This window comes from Flavobacterium glycines, assembly GCF_900100165.1.
In the GTDB taxonomy this organism is placed as follows: domain Bacteria; phylum Bacteroidota; class Bacteroidia; order Flavobacteriales; family Flavobacteriaceae; genus Flavobacterium; species Flavobacterium glycines.
Map to the genome: position 1 here is coordinate 1 of NZ_FNEO01000005.1, position 22,995 is coordinate 22,995.

General features: G+C 35.3%; 13 protein-coding genes. 8 read left to right on the forward strand and 5 right to left on the reverse strand.

The genetic code is table 11. The features are described 5' to 3' along the window. A partial coding sequence (locus BLR17_RS11880) for an Ig-like domain-containing protein (protein WP_175444413.1) occupies positions 1-1,828 on the reverse strand: 1,828 nt, incomplete at its 3' end. Between the two features lie 200 nt (positions 1,829-2,028). Beyond that, entirely contained in the window at positions 2,029-3,090 is a 1,062-nt protein-coding gene (locus BLR17_RS11885) for a sensor histidine kinase (RefSeq protein WP_066329995.1), read from the reverse strand. 150 nt (positions 3,091-3,240) lie between these two features. On the opposite strand from BLR17_RS11885, the gene BLR17_RS11890 reads away from it, so the two are divergent. Further along, positions 3,241-3,885 (forward strand): SGNH/GDSL hydrolase family protein, encoded by a 645-nt coding sequence (locus BLR17_RS11890; protein ID WP_066329996.1) that lies wholly within the window; start codon positions 3,241-3,243, stop codon positions 3,883-3,885. A 10-nt stretch (positions 3,886-3,895) separates the two neighbouring features. Next, positions 3,896-4,882, forward strand: coding sequence for an aldo/keto reductase (locus BLR17_RS11895; protein ID WP_066329997.1), 987 nt, complete (start codon positions 3,896-3,898; stop codon positions 4,880-4,882). Positions 4,883-4,983: 101 nt separating this feature from the next. Here BLR17_RS11895 and BLR17_RS11900 read toward each other — a convergent pair whose 3' ends face one another. The 3 genes from BLR17_RS11900 to BLR17_RS11910 all read right to left on the reverse strand — a co-directional run bounded on the left by BLR17_RS11900 (position 4,984) and on the right by BLR17_RS11910 (position 12,728). After that, positions 4,984-5,988, reverse strand: a complete 1,005-nt coding sequence (locus BLR17_RS11900; protein WP_066329998.1) for a PorP/SprF family type IX secretion system membrane protein — start codon at positions 5,986-5,988, stop codon at positions 4,984-4,986. Positions 5,989-5,993: 5 nt separating this feature from the next. After that, positions 5,994-12,056 (reverse strand): PKD domain-containing protein, encoded by a 6,063-nt coding sequence (locus BLR17_RS11905; RefSeq protein ID WP_066330000.1) that lies wholly within the window; start codon positions 12,054-12,056, stop codon positions 5,994-5,996. A 222-nt stretch (positions 12,057-12,278) separates the two neighbouring features. Beyond that, entirely contained in the window at positions 12,279-12,728 is a 450-nt protein-coding gene (locus tag BLR17_RS11910; protein ID WP_083189594.1) for a hypothetical protein, read from the reverse strand. 195 nt (positions 12,729-12,923) lie between these two features. Between BLR17_RS11910 and ilvD the strand changes: the two genes are divergently transcribed. The 6 genes from ilvD to BLR17_RS11940 all read left to right on the forward strand — a co-directional run bounded on the left by ilvD (position 12,924) and on the right by BLR17_RS11940 (position 22,944). Beyond that, positions 12,924-14,612 carry a dihydroxy-acid dehydratase gene (ilvD, locus tag BLR17_RS11915; protein WP_066330002.1) on the forward strand — a complete coding sequence of 563 codons (1,689 nt, stop codon included), beginning with the start codon at positions 12,924-12,926 and terminating at the stop codon, positions 14,610-14,612. Between the two features lie 187 nt (positions 14,613-14,799). Beyond that, positions 14,800-16,122, forward strand: a complete 1,323-nt coding sequence (locus BLR17_RS11920) for a serine hydrolase domain-containing protein (RefSeq protein ID WP_066330004.1) — start codon at positions 14,800-14,802, stop codon at positions 16,120-16,122. A 30-nt stretch (positions 16,123-16,152) separates the two neighbouring features. Then, positions 16,153-16,650 carry a YdeI/OmpD-associated family protein gene (locus tag BLR17_RS11925; RefSeq protein ID WP_066330006.1) on the forward strand — a complete coding sequence of 166 codons (498 nt, stop codon included), beginning with the start codon at positions 16,153-16,155 and terminating at the stop codon, positions 16,648-16,650. 255 nt (positions 16,651-16,905) lie between these two features. After that, entirely contained in the window at positions 16,906-17,298 is a 393-nt protein-coding gene (locus BLR17_RS11930; protein WP_066330008.1) for a hypothetical protein, read from the forward strand. A 122-nt stretch (positions 17,299-17,420) separates the two neighbouring features. Then, positions 17,421-21,749, forward strand: coding sequence for a CusA/CzcA family heavy metal efflux RND transporter (locus BLR17_RS11935; RefSeq protein WP_066330009.1), 4,329 nt, complete (start codon positions 17,421-17,423; stop codon positions 21,747-21,749). Between the two features lie 67 nt (positions 21,750-21,816). Continuing rightward, on the forward strand, positions 21,817-22,944 hold the full coding sequence (locus BLR17_RS11940) for an efflux RND transporter periplasmic adaptor subunit (RefSeq protein WP_066330216.1): 1,128 nt from the start codon (positions 21,817-21,819) through the stop codon (positions 22,942-22,944). Positions 22,945-22,995 lie beyond the last annotated feature (51 nt).

The following is a 22,995-nucleotide window of genomic DNA, read 5'->3' on the forward strand; positions in this document are numbered from 1 at the left end:
TTTCTCCATTCACTCCACTAATTGTATACGTTGCTGTATGCGCAGCACCATCATAAGTAACATTGTACGGAGTAACAACAACTGTTGGATTGGCTTTGCTGATTGTTACCGTAACCAGTGTTCTCGTAGTACTTTTACATCCCGTTGTAATGTTTCGGGCTTCAGCATATGCTGAATAAGTTCCAACATTAGTTCCTACAGGAGCCACTGTTGCAGTCTGACCAGTAGCTGTTGTATACCAATCTATCGTTTCTCCTGAATTGATTGTAGCAGAACCACTATGAGAAACTCCATCGTAAATACCGGAATAGTCAATTGCGATTGGAGCATATGGTAATGCAAGGACATGAACTGTTTTATTTGCTGATTTTGAACAACCTGTATTTACATCAGTGATAGTATAACTAATACTAACATCTCCAAAAGTTATACCTGTAACTAATCCATTAGTATCGACAGTTGCAATTCCCGTATTTGCGCTACTCCATACTCCTCCTGAAGTTGCATTTGTTAATTGCAAAGTTCCACCAACGCAAACATTAGTAGTCCCCCCCGGCAAAATTGATGCTACAATAGGTAAAGGATTCACTTCATATATTAAAACATTCGATTCCGCAGAACAACTAACACCATTAAGTAGTGAAGTAACAATGCGCTTATAATAAGTCGTTGTCGTTAAGGAAGGAGGATTATATTGACTTGATGTTTCTGAAGAAATCGTTGACCAGTCAGTACCACCATTTGTACTTTGCTGCCATATATAACTAAGAGCACCTGAACCGCTGGCGGCAGTCGAAATAGAAGTTATTCCCGGATCCAAAGTTCCACAACCGGGACCTGGTTGCACAGCACCTTTTCCAATAGTTCCTGGATTGATTCCATTCACCACTACGTCTATTTTTGCCCTTAGACTTTCACAATCTATTGTTTGGCTTACATAATAACTTACTGTTCCCTGTAAAGCAGTAGAAGGTGTTGGCGCTGTAGCACTGCCTGTTCCTCCAGTTGCAGTAGTATACCATAATAAATTAGCCCCTGTTGCTGATAATACATCAGCAGACGAACCTTGACAATATGTCAAAGGAGTATTTACTGAAGGTGCTGCTGGTGGAATACATGAAGCATTAACAACTAAAGTACCTGTTTGAGTTGCTGTATTTACATCAGTACCCGAAGCTGTTACTACAAATGGGAAAGTTCCTGATGGAGTTAAAGCAGTTGTTGTTAATGTTAATGTAAAATTATATGGATTTGCATTACTAGAAACTACTGAAGCAGGGCTAAATGACACCCCTGTTGGAAGCCCTGTTATTCCTAGATTTATAGTAACCGGAGAACCAGCTCCAGAAATTTTCATTGAGCTATTATAAGTAACGGTACCCGCCGTTCCTGAAGTCAAAACACCAGTTTGACTACCTATCGTAAAAGGTGTTAAACTTATTGCATCCGTAAAAAACACCTCATATGTAAATCCAGATGTTTGACCTAAAGCACCAAGCAATAAATCAGCGCCTAACTCACAATCATTTACATACCAGGAAGCTGTAAAATTACCTTCATTATCGGCAACTATTGTCCAAGATTCATGCGGCTGAGGGTTTACAGGTCCGCAATCTACATCGGGATTCGTGAGATTAGCCACTTCGAGCATTACTGTTTCTCCAGGCTGCCAGCCAGAACCCGTTATGTGAACTGTTTCTCCGGGAGCATAATCCAAATCAGCCTGATCAAGCATTACAATTTGCCCAAAAGAAACATTTACAAAAAACAAATTGGCCAGCAAAAAAACAAAAACTAAAAAACGAGATTGGGGTAGAATTGTTTTCATACGCAATGATTTTAAATAAAATGTATTGAAGAATAGTAAATGAAATGCTTAGAAACAACTCTGTTTACCTAAAAAAAGCATTAGGTTTTGCTACCATTTCATTAATTTATTGCTAATTTATACACTCCAATCTTATTTATATTACATTTCCGATGAAAGCACAAAAAAGACTACAAACTACATAGGACTATGTTTTTTAATTAATTATGTAAGGTTTTTTGAAAAACAATCGTAAAAATTGCTCCTTTATTTTTTCCTTCACTACTTGCTATTAACAAACCATTATTTCTTTCAATAATTTGCTTACACAAATACATTCCAATTCCTGTAGAAGCTTCTTTAAAAGTACCCAATCTGCTCATTTTTGTGAATTTGTCAAATATTTTTTGACTATCATCACTATCAAATCCAATACCTTGATCGATTACTTTTATGAAAACACACTTTTCATCGCTGTAAGTATGAATTTTAATTTCAGAATCTGAAAAAGAAAACTTGACAGCATTACTAACCAAATTATAAATCACCCGGGTTAATAATTCCGGATTAATTATTAAATCGGCAGATTTCAAATCAAATTGCTCCACAAATTTAATTTTCTTTGCATGAGTACATTGTATCGTCTGATTTTCTACAGCATGAATAATTTTTTCCAAATCAATTGTTTTAACTTCACAACTTGTTTTCAACATTTCATCCTGTTCTTTCAGCATCTTAATAAAATTTTCTATATATTGAAATTGCTCAGTCGTTGATTCACAAATCATTTCAGCTAATTCTTTTACTTCGTTTGATGGATTGGTTTCTAAAATCATCGTTGCCAACGATTTGGGATTTCCGGCAAAAGTTTTTAAATCATGAGAAAGCAAATAAATCAGGTTTTGCTTCTCATTCATAAAAGTTTCGCTTTCTAAAATAGAATTATGAATATTTGACAACAATAAACCCGCTTCATCCGAAAAATGAATTGGTAAATCTGTGATGATTCTTTTTAATTTATATTCATTCAACGCTTTGGAAGCTAATTCAATTGGCTGAATTAATTTTTTCAAAACCAATAAAGTAACTGCTGTAGCTATCAGGGTCATCACTAAAGAAAAAATAAGTAAGCTTGTGGTAGTAAAATTTGCTTTAGCAAAAAGTACAAAAAACAAAATCCCTATCAATGGAATGTGAATACCTATGAAAGCAACGAAAAGAAACTTGAACACATAACTATTTCTTAAGAATCCAATAGACGATAACTTTTGATAAAACTGCATAAACAATTAGATTTAATGACGAATTCAAATGTAGTAAAAATAACATTTTTCTTATAAAAAAACATTGTATCACTAACAATTACTTTAGAATAACTTCAAAATAATTTTGTTAGCTTTGTTTCTAAGATTCACAATATCAAAAATAGTTTAATGAGTGGGAGCACAACAATGCAGGACTGGCCTTATTTAGCAAAATACCGACAAGAAAATGCAAAACTTCCGCTTCCGGAATCCGGTGAAAATCGTGTAGTTTTTTTAGGTGATTCGATAACTGAATTTTGGAGTAACGAACAGCCTTTATTTTTTCAGAATAAAAGTTACATCAATCGGGGAATTAGCGGACAAACCACACCACAAATGTTACTTCGTTTCAGAGCCGATGTGATTGCATTGCAACCCAAAATAGTTGTTATTTTAGCCGGCGGAAACGATATTGCAGGAAATACAGGAGCTTCAACCATCGAAATGATTACTGACAATATTTTTTCGATGATTGAATTAGCTCAAATTCACCAGATAAAAGTGATTCTTTGTTCGGTATTGCCAGCCAATTTTTTCTATTGGAATCCCAAAGAAAAACCTGCTGAGCGAATTATTGAATTAAATGCTATTTTAAAAAAGTATGCGCTTTCGAACGGCATTCTATTTGTTGACTATTATTCGCCAATGGCAGACGAAGAAAAAGGCTTAAAAACCGAATTTTCAGAAGACCGGGTACATCCCAATGCGGCTGGTTATGAAACCATGAGTCCGTTAATTGAAAAAGCAATTCAACTTACTTTAAAAACTCTATAAAACTTATAAAATGAACTATCGTAAACTAGGAAAAACAAACTTTGAAATATCCGAAATCGCCCTTGGTACCTGGCAGGTGGGCGGAAAATGGGGTTCGCCTTTTAATGATAAAACTGCTGACGAACTGCTAAATACAGCCATTGACAAAGGCATCAATTTTATTGACACTGCCGATGTATACGAAAATGGACTCAGCGAAAAAGCTGTAGGCCGATTGCTTCGTTCCCGTTCAGAGCGCATTTATGTAGCTACTAAATGTGGTCGTCATATCAATCCGCATGTTAACGAAGGTTACCAACCTAAGGTTTTACAAAAATATGTAGAAGACAGTTTACAAAGATTAGGATTGGAAACACTGGATTTAATTCAATTGCACTGCCCTCCAACTGAGGTTTTTTATCGTCCGGAAATTTTTGAACTTTTTGACAAATTAAAACAAGAAGGAAAAATTCAAAATCTGGGTGTAAGTGTCGAAAAAGTAGAAGAAGGACTAAAAGCAATGGAATTTGAAAATGTGACTTCGATTCAGATTATTTTCAATCTTTTCAGACAACGTCCTTCAGAATTACTTTTCGAACAGGCAAAGAAAAAAGATGTCGGGATTATTGCCCGAGTTCCTTTAGCAAGTGGTTTACTAACGGGAAAATTCTCTGAAAAATCAATTTTTGACAGCAAAGACCATCGTTTTTTTAACCGTGAAGGTACTGCTTTTGACAAGGGAGAAACTTTCTCCGGAATTAACTACGAATTGGGCTTAATTGCTGTAAACGAACTTAAAAAATTATTCCCTGAAGTTCAAAATTTAGCTCCTATTGCCCTGCAATGGATTTTGAATTTTAAAGAAGTAAGCTGTATTATTCCTGGAGCTTCAACTGAAAGTCATGTAGTTTCTAATCTTTCCACTTTAGATTTACCGGCATTGACTCCTGAAAAAATTGCTGCAATGAATGAAATTTACAATCATTACATCAAAAAAGAAGTGCACAATTTGTGGTAAAATTTAGTTATCACATGAATAACAAATAGAAAATTCAACATAGGTAATAACAATTGTCTGTGTTGAATTTTTATTTTTAGCTCTCTAAAAAGAATATCCTTTTAATACTTACTTTCATAGTTTGGACAGCCAAAACATTTGACTCCGAAATCAAATTGATAGGTTAAAGACAACTCATAAATCCCTCCTGTTTTCCCCATTTTAGAAGTTGTAAAATCATGAGAAATACCAAATTTTAGATTTTCATATTGCAAACCTCCGTAAACATTAACAGAGCTAACCAAATGACTATCCTGTGCCTTTGCTAAAGGATTCATCGCGGTAGATACCCCTAAAAAAAGTGTTCTGAACATAATGGAAGAACCTAAATCCAATCGGTTAAATTGTCCCTGATTCATATAATTGGCCGACACCATAAACTTTGTTTCATAAGGAAAACTAACCACATCCAAATAATCAACCACTAAAAATTCATATCCTGCACTTGCCGAAAAGAACAGATTCAGCGGCAGATTTTTTTCATCAACCAAAGAAATATTGGGTTTGTTAATATGTTTTAATGACAATCCAAACCAGGCTTCATCACTATTAAACAACATTCCGGCTGAAAAATCGAAAAAAGTAAATTTATCATGAAAATTGGAAGGGTCATTAGATATTGGATTAATAGTTCCTGTATCAATATTAATCTGATCTCCTAAAATCAAATTCTTAAACCCAAAAGATTTTGTCCCAAAACCAACTTCTATTGCCGGTCTAAAACTCCATCTGTCATTTAAAGTTACTTTATAAGCATAATTAAGATTTAACTGAGTAAAATTATAATGTGTATTATTCTCTCTGTGACTTAAAATACTACCTCCTATACCACTTTTCATATTCTCACTCCAGGTGTTGAGAAAAGCATAATCGGTATCAATTTTTAAATCTAAATCAGGCCATTGGGAACGATGAATGATACCCGCAGAAGTAGTTTCCTGAAAACCGGAATAAGCGGGATTTAATGTTGTGGGTACAATAAAATATTGTGTAAATATGGGATCTTGTGCTGTAACTTTTGAGAAAAAGAAACAAATGCATATTGTAAATAGTATTCTAAATTTCATCTTTATTATTTTATAAGTACAAATGCACCCTGATCTTTAATAATTGCTCCGTAAAATGTTTTAGCCGTAACTTTAAAATAATAATTACCATTTTCAGCCTCCTGATTTTTTATCATTCCATCCCACCCCTTGATGGTTTCTCCTGTTTCTGAATAGATCAAACCTCCCCAGGTATCATAAACATCAAATACAATCGTTGTCAGGCCTTTAAAAACCGGAGAAAAATAATCATTGAATCCATCTTTATTAGGCGTAAAAGCATTAGGATACATTAAATTATATCCTTTTTTAATTTCCAGTTTTAGCGTATAATTATAAGCACAGCCCAGAGGATAAGTTACTCTTTGGGTTACAATATAGCTTCCTTCTTTTTTAAAAATATGAACCGGATTAATTTCATCTGACAAAGAACCATCACCAAAATCCCATGAAACAGCAATAAAACCATCCGTTGCTGTATTGGTAAATTGAACCGGATCTTCGATAGAATAAAAACCATAAGTAGTAAAACCATAAGAATTCGTTGTAAACGAAGGAGTTCCTAATGAAGGTATATTAACATTAAAAGTATAATTAGCTTTACAGCCTAAAGCATCGGTAACATTTAATACAATAGTCCCGTTTTGACTGGTGCTCATTATTTGATTGTTGGCTCCGCTTACAGTACCACTGGACCAATTTAACTGATACGGAGGAAGACCTCCCGAAACCTGAGCAGTAAAGTTTTGTTTTACCTCTTTGGTATCACAATTCACATCTGTTTTTGTAGTAACACCAATAACAATCGGTAGCGGTCTGTTTATGGAATATTGAGCTGTTTTTACACAGCCTCTGGCGTCAGTTACTGTTACCAAATAATTTCCGGCTGGCACATTGTTTAAATCTTCGGTTGTTGCACCATTTGACCATGAATACGTAAATGGAGCCGTTCCTCCTGAAACCAAAAGATTGATGGCTCCGCTATTAGCGTTATCACAATCAAATGCATTGGTAACATTGGCTGAAAGTACCAAAAGTTGAGGCTCCTGAATTACAAATGTTCGAACAATTTGGCAGGGAGTCCCATCAGAAATAGTAGCGGTATAAGTTCCCGCTCCTAAATTATTCCTTGTCAACCCTGAAGTACTGCCATCACTCCAGACTAAAGTAATCGGTGCTTTTCCTCCAACCAAATTCAAAGCAATACTTCCGTCATGAGCGCCAAAACAACTGATATCTTTCTTTACCGGATTAACCGTAAAAATAGGCGCATCAGGAATAGTAATGGTTTGTGACTTTTTACATCCTGCATTATCTGTTACCAAAATAGTATAATCTCCCGCTGATAAATTCGTCTGATTTAAAGTTGTGGCTAAATTACTCCACGTATATTGGTATGGCGGAATTCCCCCTGAAATAGCAGCTGTAATCGAAGCATTGTTAGCGCCATAACACAATATAGGTGTTGTACTGTAAGTAACTTTAATTTCGGTTGATTGTAAAATGGTAACGGCCAGATTTTTAGAACAGAATTGACTATCGGTTACTGTTAAATTGTAGGTTCCAGCTACAAGATTAGTTAGATTTTGAATATTACTGCTGAATCCATTAGGTCCTGCCCAGACAAAATTATATCCCGAAGCCGAAGGCACTCCTCCTGAAACATTCACGTTAATGGCTCCTGTTGCATCTCCAAAACAAATAACATCTGTTTTATTAATTAAACTCACAACCAAAAGTGGTGGTTCTGTTATGGTGAAAGAAGCTGTTTTAGGACCGCAATTATTAGCATCTTTAACAGACACCTGATAATTCCCAGGAGCTAAATTTGAAATGTCTTGTGTTATGGCAAAAGGAGCTCCGTTTTTTGTCCAGGAATAAGTATAATTTCCCGTTCCTCCTGCTACATTAATATCTACGCTTCCATTATTACTACCCAAACAACTGATGTCTTTTTTACTAATTACAGAAACAACAATATCAGTGGGTTCCGTAATTGTATACGTTTTGAAAAAAGGACAATTCCCATTGTCAGTAATGGTTAAATCATAATTTCCCGGTTGCAAATTTGAAATAGTTGTTGCTGAAGAAGTAAAACTATTTGGTCCTACCCACGATATCGTATATGGCGCTCCTGATGTAAAAGGAATTCCTCCGGTAATATTAGTCGAAATAGAAGCATTATTTGCTCCAAAACATTTATTATCATTAATAACAACATTGGCATTAATAGCAGGATTTACAGTTACTTTTACTGTAAAAGGGCTTCCAACACAAGTTCCTGACTTAGGAGTCACAGTATATGTTACTACAGAAGGACTTACAGATGTATTGATTAATGTCTGGCTAATATTTGTTTGCGGAGTTGATTGAGCACTTGCCCCGGTAATAGTTCCGGATGGACTAATCGATGGAGTTGTCCAGGTATACGTAGTGCCAGACGGAATACTATTCCCTCCTGAATTAGCAGGAGTAACTGTAAATGTGGCGGAACTACAGATAATCGTACTTTCAGCTGCAATACTTGGTTTCTCATTAACAACCACAGTCGCAGGATTAGTAGTTACAACAGAGCAACCACCTGACAAAGAAGGAAAAGTAATTACACAATAATAATACACTGTTCCAGCAACAGTAGCAGGAGGAGAATAAGTAGCACCCGTTTGTCCCGTTATAACTGTTCCTCCTGTATTCGAATTTGTTGTATTGGTCCACCATTGATAAGTAGGCGTTCCAACACCGTTACTTACTGTGAAAGATAAGGTTGTTGGAGTCCCACCTAAGCAAACCGTACTTGAAAGCGGCTGTGCTGTTATTGTCGGCGACACACTTACCTGTACTGCAGCTATAGCACTCGTAACACTGCAACCCGCACCGCTTGACAATATACAATAATAATATTGAGTTCCTGAAGTAGTTGTTAATGGCGTATAAGCTGCATTCGTTTCACCTGAAATAGCCGTACCTGTAGTTGTATTATTCTCATTATTTTTATACCATTGGTATGAAAAAGCACCATTTCCTCCCGCACCTGCCACTACCAACGGAGCAGGAGTTTCACCCTGACACAATACCTGATTAGCTATTGGCTGTGAAGTTATTACAGGCTTGTCTAAAACCGTTACTTGTGCCACATTACTGGTAACAGAACCACAACCACTACCGCTGATACTAACCTCAACATAGTAATAATAATTTCCAGCAACAGTATAAACTGCTGGTGTATAATTACTATTTGTCGCTCCTGAAATTAAAGTTCCTCCTGCATTAGAATTAGCAGTATTTGTATACCACTGATAAGTTGCAGTTCCTGTCCCCCCCGAAGGAGAAACCGATAAAGGAGTACTAATTGTTGCCCCGGTACATAATGTTTGTGATGCTACCGGCTGTGATATTGTAGGCTGTGGTGTAACCGTTACTACAGCAATAGTCGAAGTCAAATTAGAACAACCTCCTGAAGTTAAAGTAACCACACAATAATAATACAAAGTTCCTACTGCACTGGCAGGCGGATCAAAAGTGCTATTAGTTGCACCAGAAATCAAAGTGCTCCCTGTTGTTGAATTAGATGTATTAGAATACCATTGGTATGTTGGGGTTCCTACACTTCCACCTAATGCTACTGCTAACTGAGTTGGCGTACCTCCCAGACAAACGCTGCTGGATACAGGCTGCGTAGTAAAAACAGGCGCCGGATTAACATTGATTGTAAAATTTACCGGAGTCCCCGCACAAGTCCCTATTTTAGGAGTTACCACATAAGTAATTGTTCCTGCCGATGCATTAGTAGTGGTTATAATTCTGGCGGGTATTATACTTGTAGTTCCCGAAGCTGCAAAACCTGAAATTCCTGCTGTTGCCGTAGCCGTCCAGGAAAACGTTGTTGAAGGATCATCTGATGTTATATTAATTGCTGCAGAGGATGTCCCTGAGCATATCGTCTGACTTAAATCGGTATTGGTAATTGTTGGGGTTTTATTAACCGAAAAAGTTTGAGTTGCAGTAGCCGAGGCACCACATTCATTGGTGACTATTAATGAAACGGTATAAGTACCTGTAGTACTATAAGTAATTGTTCCGGGAATAGCAGTAGTTACTGTAGATGGTGAACCTCCAGGAAAACTCCAGGCATAAGTTAACGTACTCGATGCCGGTGCACAACTAGTAATTGTTGCTGTTGGGTTTATAGATGCCGTGCCGCAGCTATTTGGAATTGCCGCAATAGTTGCTGTTGGCGGTTTTTTAACTTCAACAGTTTTTGTTGTATTTACACTTCCACAGGAATTAGTAGCTGTTAATTTAATGGTATAAATACCCGGCATTGTAAAGTTATACGAAGCATTTTTAGTTGCCTGACTTGCAATAGTTGTAGTTGTTCCGCAATTTGCAGCTGCATAAGTAACGGTCCAAAGATAAGTTGGAGACAAACAAGCGTTGGTTTCATCCGTTGTATTGGTTGTTGTAATTGCCAAAGGCGTACAACCTGAAGAATTACTCAGGGTAAATGAAGGTGTTAAAGGTCCTTCAATACAAATCGTTTTTGTAACTGGATTTGAAAAACCGCAATATCCTTGAGCGACTAAGGTTACAGTATAAGTTCCTGCTGTTGCATAAGCATGTGTTGGACTAATTGCAGAAGACGTTGTACCGTCACCAAAATCCCAGGCATAAATTACATTTTGAGTACAACTTTGACCATAACCTGTTGTTGAAGTGTTCGTAAATGTAACATTCGCATTCAAACAAGCTTTAGGTACTGAAGTAAAATTAGCTATCGGTTTAGAATAAACGGTGATGTTAGAAACCGAACTCTTGGTTTTTCCACAAGCATTCGAAACATTTAAAACAGCTGTGAATTCTGACTTAGGACAATTTGTTATTGTATAAGAATGAGGAATTGGGAAGTTAAGCGAAGCCGAAGGATTGGATGCATTAAAATAAACAGAACTTTCTAAATTGGTTTGAGTATAACGTACAACAGCAGAACCATCTCCATAATCGATATCGTAAACAGTTCCTAATGAATTGGCTCCCCAATTTGAAATTGTAAAATTGATAGGAGTCGTTGGGGCGCATAAATTTTGGGTAGTTCCGGGGCTAACAATTCCACCCGAAGGATTGGTTACGTTTTTAATAACATAGGTTACCGAATTACTACAGCCATTTGTTCCCAAAGCTGTTATAACCATATTATAAGCTCCCACTAAATTATAAGTATGAGAAGCCGGAAAGGTAGCATTGGGAGTTACAGCACTTCCGTCTCCCCAATCTATCGAATACGAACTTACACAAGTTGAAGTCGTCGTATTTCCAACCTTAATTGCAAATACAGGATTGGTTGCTGCGTTCGAACAGTTGTTAAACATATCTACTGCAAAAGGATTATTTGCATCATTAAAACTAATATCCGGTTTTTGTTTTACAGTAATTGTTTTTGCTTTTGTAGCAGTACAACCATTTACTACAACTGTCAATACTACCGTAAATGTTGAAGTACCACAACCTAAGGCTGTAAATTGATGAATTGGATTTTGCAAATTTGACACTGCCGTTCCATCCCCAAAGTCCCAGGAATAAATTGCAGTTCCCATTCCTGAAATTGATGAATTAAACTGAATGGCTGTCTCAGAACATGTATTATCATTATTAAATGTAAAATCGACCGTAGTTGGTGAACCTACTATTACCGTTGCCGTTCCTGATTGTGTCATTTCATCCACAGGAGTCGCTGTATCGTGGACACTTACTAAATCATAAACAAATGTACCTGCTGTTGCCGTACTAACTGCCAATGTTACGGAGTCGTTTGTTCCTGAAGTTGAAATTGTTTGTGAAACACCATTTAATGTATAGGTGAAAGTATAGGGTGCTGTTCCTCCTGCACCCGTAAAAGTAATTACCGGACTTGTTGCTCCCTGACAAACTGATGTAGTACCTGTTATGGTTGCGGTTGCTGAAGATAAAGCAGCTGATTTTTCATATTCGGCATTATGATAGGAATCCGGAGAAAGCTTTCTATTTTCAGCATTTAATTTAGTAATCGAAGTAAATAAAATTGAAAATAAAATAATCGTGTAGAGTTGTTTCATAATGCTTCTTTTAAATTTCTTGGGGGAAAATTTTTAAAGTCCACAAATATACTCTATATCCTTTTCAGTACTTTATTATTTCGATGATTTGTATCATCAAAACCATTTTTATAACATAAAAACACTCTTTGGTTACCAAGCTGACAACAAAATAAAACACTAACAATCAAACAAAAAGAAAAGCATTATCAATATATCAAATTCTATATTTCAGAAAAGAAGCTATTTCTTTATTTCCTCAAATACAAACTCCGGTTTAGAATAATCAATTGTATCCCCTTTTAAAAAAGAAGGAATCCCCATATAAACCGAAATTACACCTTTGCCTAATAACAATTTATTTTTCCGTTTCAACAAAGCAATAGGATACCTTTTTAAAACCCCACCGCCATAAGGCGAGTAATAAAAACTGCCCTTGATGGTATCGCCAACGATAATACCTCTTACCTCACCCGAATCTTTTCTGACTCCTTCGTATCGAATTTCATACTGGCCAAAAAAACTATTATTCTCTAATTTGGTAAAACGAAGCAGTGCTGTATCTTTATTATTAATAGCACGATAAAAATACTGCTTACCATTTTTTATGCTGTTATCACAACTAGAAAATACGACACAAAAAATAATTCCTATCTGAATTACTGCTTTTTTGGGTTTTAAGAAACTGTTCATTTTTATAAATCTTAAAACAAAGATATTAATCGCTCTTTTAAATTAGTCAAAACTTTTCCAAATAAGCCGGTTTAACTTTATATTATCACAGCTTTTTCCAAAAACGGTAAGAAATAAACCTAAAAGATTACTTATCTTTGCCACCGAAAAAAAATAAAACATACAAATTTTAAAAGCATATAAAAACGGCGTATTATGAGAAGTGATGAAGTAAAAAAAGGACATCAAAGAACACCGCACAGATCATTATTCAGAGCAACAGGATTAGTGGATGAAGATTTTGACAAACCATTCATTGGAGTTGCCAATTCTTATATCGAAATTATTCCCGGACATTTCTTTTTAGATCGTGTTTCAAGAATTATCAAAGAAGAAATTAAAGCTAACGGCTGTGTACCTTTTGAATTCAACACTATCGGAGTAGATGATGGGATTGCTATGGGACATGACGGAATGCTTTTTTCATTGCCTTCAAGAGAAATCATTGCTAACTCAATCGAATCGGTAATGAATGCTCATAAACTGGATGCTATGATTGCGATTCCTAACTGTGACAAAATTGTTCCGGGTATGATTATGGGGGCTTTACGTGTAGACGTTCCTACTATTTTTGTGAGTGGTGGACCAATGAAAAAAGGACATACTAAAGACGGAGTGCCTATCGATTTGGCTACCGCTTTTGAAGCCGTTGGAAAACACGAATTAGGTGAAATCACTGATGAGGAATTAAAAGATATCGAGTGTAATGCCTGTCCTTCAGGAGGAAGTTGTTCCGGAATGTTTACAGCTAACTCGATGAATACGTTGATGGAAGCAATGGGAATTGCTCTTCCTGGAAACGGAACTATCTTAGCTTTAACAAAAGAGCGTGAAGAATTATACCGTCAGGCTGCAAGAAGAATTTGCGAAATTGCAAAAGACGCTGCACAAACTGAAAAATTTAAATTGAAAAACATCCTTAACGAAAAAGCTGTTCGAAATGCATTTGCTGTAGACATGGCTATGGGTGGAAGTTCAAATACTGTTTTACACATGTTGGCTATCGCCAAAGAAGCTAACGTTGACTTCAACTTAGAAGACATCAACAGCATCTCTAAAAGAGTTTCGCATATTGCTAAAATCTCTCCGAGTTTATCAACCGTTCACATGGAAGACATCAACACTGCAGGAGGTGTAAATGCAGTGATGAAAGAAATGACAAAACGTGGTGATGATATCTTGTTAGACAACTTAACGATAACAGGAGAAACTTTATTAGAAAAAATCAAAGACGCTTACATCAAAGATACTAATATCATTCACACTATTGACAATCCTTATTCTGAGGTAGGTGGATTAGCTGTTTTATACGGAAATTTAGCCGAGCAGGGAGCTGTTATCAAAACTGCCGGAATTACCGGAGACCGAGTTTTCACAGGTAAAGCAGTTTGTTTTGACGGACAACCGGAAGCTATCGAAGGAATTTTAGGCGGAAAAGTAAAAGCAGGTGATGTGGTAGTTATCCGTTACGAAGGTCCAAAAGGAGGACCTGGAATGCAGGAAATGCTTGCTCCTACTTCTTTAATCATGGGAATGGGATTAGGAAGCAAAGTAGCTTTAATTACTGATGGTCGTTTTAGTGGAGCCACTCGTGGAGCTTCTATTGGTCACGTTTCTCCGGAAGCTGCCGAAGGCGGAATGATTGGTTTATTGAAAGACGGTGACGAAATCCACATTGATGTTGACCAATACATCTTATCAGTAAACTTATCTGACGAAGAAATTGCAAAAAGAAAAACAGAATTTGTTCCGTTGAAAAAAGAATTAACTTCAAGATGGTTAGGACAATACCGTTCTTTAGTTACTAACGCTAGTAACGGAGCTATCTTAAGATCGGATTTGTAGTTTTTTAGATTGAAAGATTAAAAGATTGAAGGATTTAAAAATTCAATCTTTTTAAAATACCAAACCTCGTTTTACTCACTATGAGATAAAACGAGGTTTTTTATTATCAATCATTCTTTCACTATATTTGAAATCAAACTTTTGCTCTTTTCTCACCAATATTGTCAATTCGAAGCTTGCAGATACAATGAACAAAATAATTACTCTTCTATTTTTATGTACTTTTTTCCATTTTTCCTGTTATAGCCAAAAAATAAACAAAAAGAAAATTGACCAGTTTCTTGATGTGCTTGCTTCACAAAACTTAGCAATGGGCAGTTTGAGTATTTTTCAAAATGGAAAAATAAGCTATCAAAAAGCAATTGGCTACTCTTCTATTGACAATAATAAAAAAACTGCCACGACCATTGCAACACAATACCGAATTGGTTCCACTACCAAAATGTTTACAGCCGTCCTGATATTCCAACTTATAGAAGAAGGAAAAATCAAACTGGAACAAAAATTAAGTGATTTCTATCCCCAACTTCCTAATGCAAATAAAATTAGCATTGCCGATATGCTTTACCACCGAAGCGGTTTGCATGATTATACTAAAGACACTAATTATTCTGATTGGATGGATAAATCCAAAACTCCTGACGAACTTCTGGAGATTATAAAAGAAAAAGGCAGTGATTTTGAACCCAGAACAAAAAACGATTACTCTAACAGCAACTATCTTTTATTAGGTTATATCATCGAAATTAACTTCAAAATGCCTTATGCCAATGCGGTTGAGAAAAGAATTAGCTCTAAACTCAAACTTAATGACACCTATTACGGAAGCATTTCAAATTTAAAAAACAACAGCATCAGTTCTTATAAATATGCTGAAAACAAATGGAATCCGGTTGCAAAAACAAATTTGGATACTCATGGAGGAGCTGGTGCGCTTATCTCGACACCAACGGATATGGTTCGGTTTATTGATGCTTTATTTTCTAATAAATTGGTCAATAAATCCAGCTTATCTAAGATGAAAACCATTATTAATGAATACGGTATGGGACTATTTTCAGATAAATACGGTTCCGAAAACAGTTTTGGACACAACGGAAGAGTCGAAGAATTTTACACCGCAGCCTGGTATTTCCCCAAGCAAAAATTGTCATTAGTCTATTGCACTAACGGAATCGATTATCCAAGAGTCGACTTGATTGAAGGGATTCTGAAAATTTGTTTCAACCAGCCCTTTACAATTCCTTTTTCTAAAAACACCAATTTAAAATCCGAAGATTTAGACAAATACCTTGGCCAATATTCTTCCGATCAAATAGTGGTGAATTGTACCAAAAACAACACTAAATTATTGATTGAATCAAAAGGTAAAACATTTGAAGTTGAAGCCATTGCTGATAATTATTTCATGAATAAAGAATTAGGCTATTTTTTTGAGTTTCATCCCGAAAAAAGAAGCCTGCAAATTAAAGAAACCGACAATATTTATTTCCTAAAAAAAGTGAATTAACTTTAATTCCAATATTTTAATACCTGCTTTATGACAACAGCAACAGCCTATACTTTTACAGCAACCATTGAAATTATAGGTATCAATCCTTTTGTTTTTGTACCCGAAGAAATACTGAACCACATCTTTGAAAAAGCATCTAAATCCAAAGGTCCGATTCCTGTAAAAGGTGCTGTAAACTCCATTCCTTACACCCAAACCTTAATGAAATTTAAAAGCGAATGGCGACTGTATATCAACACCAAAATGCTTAAAAATTCCCCGAAACGAATTGGCGAACAAATAACAATAAGCATTGACTACAATGCTGAAAAAAGAGCAATCCCCATTCACCCGAAACTTTTAAAAGCTCTAAACGACGACGAAGCTGCCAATAGCGTTTTCCAAAAATTACGTCCATCCTTACAGCATGAAATCATCCGTTATATTGCCCACTTAAAAACCGAAGAAAGTATCGATAAAAACATTTTAAAAGCGATTGATTTTTTATTAGGCAAAGGAAAATTTGTGGGGAGAGAAAAGCCTTAAAAAAACCTCTTATTTAAGGAATATCCTCAATTATTTAAAGATAGTGCGGAATTATATATTCCATGCCCATAAAATTGAGCAATTATAAAGCTTATCAACAACACGAAGACTTGACAGCTTTTGGGAATAAAACACTCAAACTAACAGTTGTACAATTACAATTATCATAAAAAACAGCTTTCTAATATCAATTTCATATTACAAATATTTTTCAAAACGATGCAGAGAATCAAATAATATCTTACTTTTGTCTTTGTGAAAAAAATAATTGCGATATCATTCCTATTTGTATTTCTCTCTGCCAATACAGAGTTAGGACAGTTATTGAAATTACCCAACTTAATTGAACACTTCGCAGAACATCGCAATCACAAAGGCGAAAACAATGTAACATTTCTTGATTTCGTAAAAAGTCATTATAGTGATAATTGTCAACATTCTGATACTGACAAACACGACGAGCATAAAAACTTACCTTTCAAAACAATCAATACAAACATCAATACGGTTATTGCTTTTGAGAATCAACCTTATATTTTTTTCAAAAAACCAATCAATATTAGCATAAAAAATACTGTTCCTCTTTACAAAGAGTTTTATACCTCTAACGTTTTTACTTGTATTTGGCTTCCTCCTAAATTGAGTTAATGATTTTTTTTATAATAGCTAATTAGTAATTTTCATAAAAATACTAATTAGATGTTAGAATGCTGTTTGCTATTTATTTGTAGCGATATGGCCGTTTTATCAATTTCATTAATTTCAAAATTATGTTGAATAAAATCATAGAATTTTCTATAAAAAATAAACTCATAGTAGCTTTATTTACCCTTGCGCTTATTGGTTATGGTATCTATCAATTTACCAAATTACCGATTGATGCAGTTCCCGATATCACAGACAATCAGGTACAACTAATCACTTCTGCCCCATCTTTGGGTGCCACCGATATTGAACGTTTAATCACATTTCCAATTGAACAGGCTAATAGTAATATTCCGGGGCTAAAAGAAATTAGAAGTTTCTCCCGTTTTGGTTTATCAGTAGTTACCATCGTTTTTGATGACGCAACCGATGTTTATTGGGCAAGACAACAAGTAGCCGAAAGACTGAGTACTGTAAAAGACCAAATTCCAAACGGAATTGGAGAACCCTTTCTGGCACCCGTAACCACAGGTTTAGGCGAAATTTATCAATATGCGATAAGAGCCAAACCCGGATTTGAGAAAAAATACAATGAAACCGAATTAAGAACGATACAGGACTGGATTGTACGCCGTCAATTGTTAAGTGTTGAAGGTGTTGCCGAAGTGAGCAGTTTTGGCGGAAAACTAAAGCAATTTGAAATTGCAATTGACCCAAACAAACTACAATCTTACAATATTACCATTGCTGATGTTTTCACCGCTTTAGAAAAAAACAACCAAAATACAGGAGGTGCCTATATCGAAAAAGGTCCAACTGTTTTATATATCCGAAGCGAAGGGCTAATCAATACAATCGAAAATATAAAAGACATTGCTATAAAAAACACCAATAACGGAAGTCCTTTATTTATCCGTGATGTTGCAGATGTACGTATTGGCAGTGCTATTCGTTACGGAGCAATGACCTATAACGGTAAAGGAGAAGTTTCCGGTGCTGTAGTAATGATGTTAAAAGGTGCTAACAGTAATGTTGTTATTCAAAATATTAAAGAAAGAATTGCACAAATTGAAAAAACATTACCTGACGGAGTGATAATAGAACCGTTTTTAGATCGTACCAAAATGGTTAATAATTCGATTGCTACCGTTGGTAAAAACTTAATTGAAGGAGCCTTAATTGTTCTGTTTGTTTTAATATTCTTTTTAGGAAATGTAAGAGCCGGTTTAATTGTGGCTTCTGTAATTCCATTGGCAATGTTATTTGCTGTAATACTGATGAATATATTTGGCGTAAGCGGAAACTTAATGAGTTTAGGCGCATTAGATTTTGGTTTAATTGTCGATGGCGCTGTAATTATTGTCGAAGCCTGTTTGTTTAGTTTACACAGCCGAAAGCAGGGAGAAATTACACAAAATCAAATGGATGACGTTGTTTTAGAAACTTCAACACGAATGCGAAATGTTGCCGTTTTTGGCGAGTTAATTATCTTAATTGTTTACATTCCAATCTTCACATTAAGAGGTATCGAAGGAAAAATGTTTTTGCCAATGGCGCAAACAATTGCTTTTGCTCTGTTTGGTGCTTTCGTTTTATCATTGACTTATGTTCCTATGATGACATCTTTATTTTTGAATAAAAAGATCATTCATAAACAAACTTTTTCAGACAGAATGGTGGAAAAATTGGAAAATTTCTATCAGCCGCTTTTAGAAAAAGCATTAGCGATCCCAAGAAAAATAATTGGAGTCACACTAACATTATTCGTTTTGGCTATCATTACACTTTCGTTTATGGGTGGGGAGTTTATTCCGTCACTAGAGGAAGGAGATTTTGCGGTAGAAACCCGTGTTTTGCCCGGAAGTAATTTACAGACTTCAATGACAGCCATCTCACAGGGTGCAAAAATATTATTAGAGAAATTTCCGGAAGTAGAAAAAGTAGTAGGTAAAACAGGAAGTTCCGAAGTACCTACTGACCCAATGCCAATTGATGCCAGCGATATGATGGTTATTCTAAAAGATAAATCCGAATGGACATCTGCAGCAACTTTCGATGAATTATCAGAAAAAATGGCAAAGGAGCTTGAAGCTGTTCCGGGTGTTTCTTATGGTTTTCAATATCCTGTTCAAATGCGTTTCAACGAATTAATGACCGGTGCCAGACAGGATGTAGTTTGTAAAATATTTGGCGAAAACCTCGATACTTTAGCGTTATATGCTAACAAATTAGGAAAAATTGTAAATACCGTCAAAGGTACTTCCGACCTTTATATAGAAAGCGTTACCGGAATGCCTCAGATTGTAATTGATTATAACCGGGCTGCCATTGCTCAATACAATCTCAATATCGAAGATATTAATCGAATTGTAAACACAGCATTTGCAGGACAAAGCACAGGATTAATTTATGAAGATGAAAAGCGTTTTGACTTAGTGGTTCGTCTGGCAGGAGAAAAAAGAAAGGATTTAGCAGACGTTCAAAATTTATTGATTCCTACGCCAAACGGTTCACAAATTCCTTTATCGCAATTGGCAAAAGTAGCCATTACAGAAGGGCCAAATCAAATACAAAGAGAAGATGCCAAACGCAGAATTGTAGTTGGGTTTAATGTGCGTGGTCGTGATGTGCAAAGTATCGTAAAAGAATTACAGGACAAAGTAGGCGCACAAATTAAGTTCCCGGCAGGCTATTACCCTACTTATGGCGGTGCTTTTGAAAACTTAAATGCAGCCAAACAACGATTAATGATTGCTGTTCCTATTTCATTATTATTAATTTTTATTTTGTTGTATTTCGCTTTCAAATCTCTTAAACAAGGATTATTGATTTACTCTGCAATTCCTTTGTCAATGATTGGTGGAATATTCTTTTTAGCATTGCGTGGAATGCCTTTCAGTATCAGTGCGGGAGTTGGATTTATTGCTTTATTTGGTGTGGCGGTTTTAAATGGCTTGGTTTTAATAGCCGAATTCAACCGTATAAAAAAATCAGGCGAAACCGACTTAAAAGCAATTGTATTACAGGGAACAAAAATACGTTTGCGACCTGTGTTAATGACAGCACTTGTAGCATCATTAGGATTTTTACCAATGGCAATAAGTAACGGTTCAGGAGCAGAAGTACAAAAGCCATTAGCAACTGTTGTTATTGGAGGACTTATTGTTGCTACATTCCTAACCTTATTTGTTTTACCTATCTTATACATTATGTTTGAAAAAGGAATTAAATTAAAACCGGGAAAAATAAAATCGATTACTTCTATCATTGTGTTGGGATTGTTTCTCTCCTTTCAAAATACAAATGCTCAGGAAAAAATTACAATTGACAAAGCCGTTGAAACAGCATTGCAAAACAATTTGAAAGTCAAAAACCAAAAACTCAATTCAGATTATTTGCAAAAAATGGCTAAAACAGCTTATGATATTCCCAATACAGGAATTGTCAGCGAATACGGTCAGTTTAACACCAATATGAATGATATAAAAATTGGTGTTTCCCAAAGCATAAAATTCCCGACAGTTTACAAAAGACAAAAACAGCTTTTGGCAGAACAAGCCAAAGCTGGGGAATGGAACGAAGCTTTGCAAAAAAAGGAACTGACCAAGCAGGTTACAACCGTATTTTATGAAATGGTTTACTTAAAAGAAAAAGAAAGATTACTGCTTAAAAGCGACAGTATTTACTCCGAATTTTTAAGAAAATCAACACTTCGTTTTGACAGAGGAGAAAGCAATGTTTTAGAAAAAGCAACTGCCGAAAACCAATCAGCTCAAATCAAAATACAATTGCAGGAAGTCGTGAGCGATTATAAAATGCTTCAGGCTCAATTCAGGTATTTATTAAATGACGACAAAGATTTTGTGCCTGTTTGGAATCAATACAAAATGACTTTTGAAGAAAATGCAGATAAAAATAGCATTTCAAATCTGCCAGGCATAAAACTAAAAGAGCAGGAAGTAAATAGTAGCAAAGCCGAAATTGCATTAGAAAAATCAAAAAAAATGCCTGAACTTATCGGTGGTGTATATTGGCAGACTTTCAAAACCAATACTGCTTTACAAGACAGCTACAATGGTGTTTATGGTCAGTTTGGTGTTGCTTTGCCCTTATTCAATTCGTCTATAAAAAACAGACAAAAGGCATTAGAAATCAATACTCAAATTGCCGAAAATAATTTGAATAGCGAAAAATTGAAACTGCAAACTCAATATCAGGAATTGCTTCAGGAGTACAAAAAAAACAAAGGAACAATTACTTACTATGAAAACCAGGCATTGAAAAATGTAGATATAGTAACTAATGCTGCCAATAAAAAATTCATCAATGGTGATATCAATTATTTAGAATGGGTGATGCTAAACAATCAGAATATCGAAATTCAAAGTAATTATATTGAAGCTGTCAGAAAGTTGAACAATAGCATTATTGAACTCAATTCATTAACTAAATAATGCCAGCGAAATGAATTCAAAAAAACATCAAACATTTGCAAAAAATCGAAAACAAAATATAAAAGCTATGAGCAAAAATATATTGATAACAATTACAGCTCTTCTATTCCTTACTTCTTGCGGAAACAAAAAAGCAGAGGAGGAAACAACAGAAAAAGCAACGATTGAAAACACAACAACACTTACCGATGCACAGATAAAAAATGCAGGTATTCAAACAGGAAAAATTGAGCAAAAAGAAATTTCCGCAACATTAAAACTAAATGGTAAAATAGATGTACCGCCTCAAAATTTAGTTTCTATAAGTGTGCCTATGGGTGGTTATTTAAAAAGCACTAAACTTTTAGAAGGAATGCATGTTACCAAAGGACAGGTTTTATGCATTGTCGAAGATCAACAATACATACAATTGCAAGAAGATTATTTATTAGCCAAAGCAAAAATTGGTTATGCCAAAGCAGAATTTGAACGTCAAAAAGAACTCAATCAAAGCAAAGCGAGTAGTGATAAAGTCTATCAGCAAGCACAAGCTGAGTACAATTCATTGGCTGTAATGGTGCAATCCTATGGTGAAAAATTAAAGTTTGCAGGAATAAATCCAAACAATATATCGGCAAAAAACATTTCAAAAAGTATTAATGTCTATTCGCCAATAAGCGGTTATATTTCTAAAGTAAACGTAAATACGGGTAAATATGTAAACCCAAGTGATATTTTATTTGAAATCGTAAATCCGGCCGACATTCATTTGGCATTGACTGTTTTTGAAAAAGACATCGATAAATTAGCCATTGGCCAATCGTTATTGGCTTACACCAATACTGACCCGGAGAAAAAACATCCTTGCAAAATAATATTAATTGGTAAGGATTTTACCGAAAACCGAAGCACTGAAATACACTGTTATTTTACCAATTATGACAAAACACTTTTACCGGGAATGTATATGAATGCCGAAGTTGAAGTGAAAAATCAGCAATCGAATGTTTTGCCTTCTGATGCCATTGTTACTTATGAAAATAAAAACTATATTTTTGTAGCAAAGTCAGACAAAGAATTTGAAATGAAAAAAGTAACAACAGGAAATACCGAAAATGGTTTTACAGAAATTCTTTCAAATGATTTGAATGAAGCCACAATAGTGACAAAAGGAGCTTATTCTTTATTGATGAAAATGAAGAATGTGGAAGAATAATTGGTATATATTTGTTACCAATTATAATGTAATTATTGCTATAAAATTACC

Bases quoted from the DNA above. Each gene is read 5' to 3' on its own strand.
- BLR17_RS11885 (WP_066329995.1), bottom strand. From the start codon at position 3,090: ATGCAGTTTTATCAAAAGTTATCGTCTATTGGATTCTTAAGAAATAGT.
- BLR17_RS11890 (WP_066329996.1), top strand. From the start codon at position 3,241: ATGAGTGGGAGCACAACAATGCAGGACTGGCCTTATTTAGCAAAATAC.
- BLR17_RS11895 (WP_066329997.1), top strand. From the start codon at position 3,896: ATGAACTATCGTAAACTAGGAAAAACAAACTTTGAAATATCCGAAATC.
- BLR17_RS11900 (WP_066329998.1), bottom strand. From the start codon at position 5,988: ATGAAATTTAGAATACTATTTACAATATGCATTTGTTTCTTTTTCTCA.
- BLR17_RS11905 (WP_066330000.1), bottom strand. From the start codon at position 12,056: ATGAAACAACTCTACACGATTATTTTATTTTCAATTTTATTTACTTCG.
- BLR17_RS11910 (WP_083189594.1), bottom strand. From the start codon at position 12,728: ATGAACAGTTTCTTAAAACCCAAAAAAGCAGTAATTCAGATAGGAATT.
- ilvD (WP_066330002.1), top strand. From the start codon at position 12,924: ATGAGAAGTGATGAAGTAAAAAAAGGACATCAAAGAACACCGCACAGA.
- BLR17_RS11920 (WP_066330004.1), top strand. From the start codon at position 14,800: ATGAACAAAATAATTACTCTTCTATTTTTATGTACTTTTTTCCATTTT.
- BLR17_RS11925 (WP_066330006.1), top strand. From the start codon at position 16,153: ATGACAACAGCAACAGCCTATACTTTTACAGCAACCATTGAAATTATA.
- BLR17_RS11935 (WP_066330009.1), top strand. From the start codon at position 17,421: ATGTTGAATAAAATCATAGAATTTTCTATAAAAAATAAACTCATAGTA.
- BLR17_RS11940 (WP_066330216.1), top strand. From the start codon at position 21,817: ATGAGCAAAAATATATTGATAACAATTACAGCTCTTCTATTCCTTACT.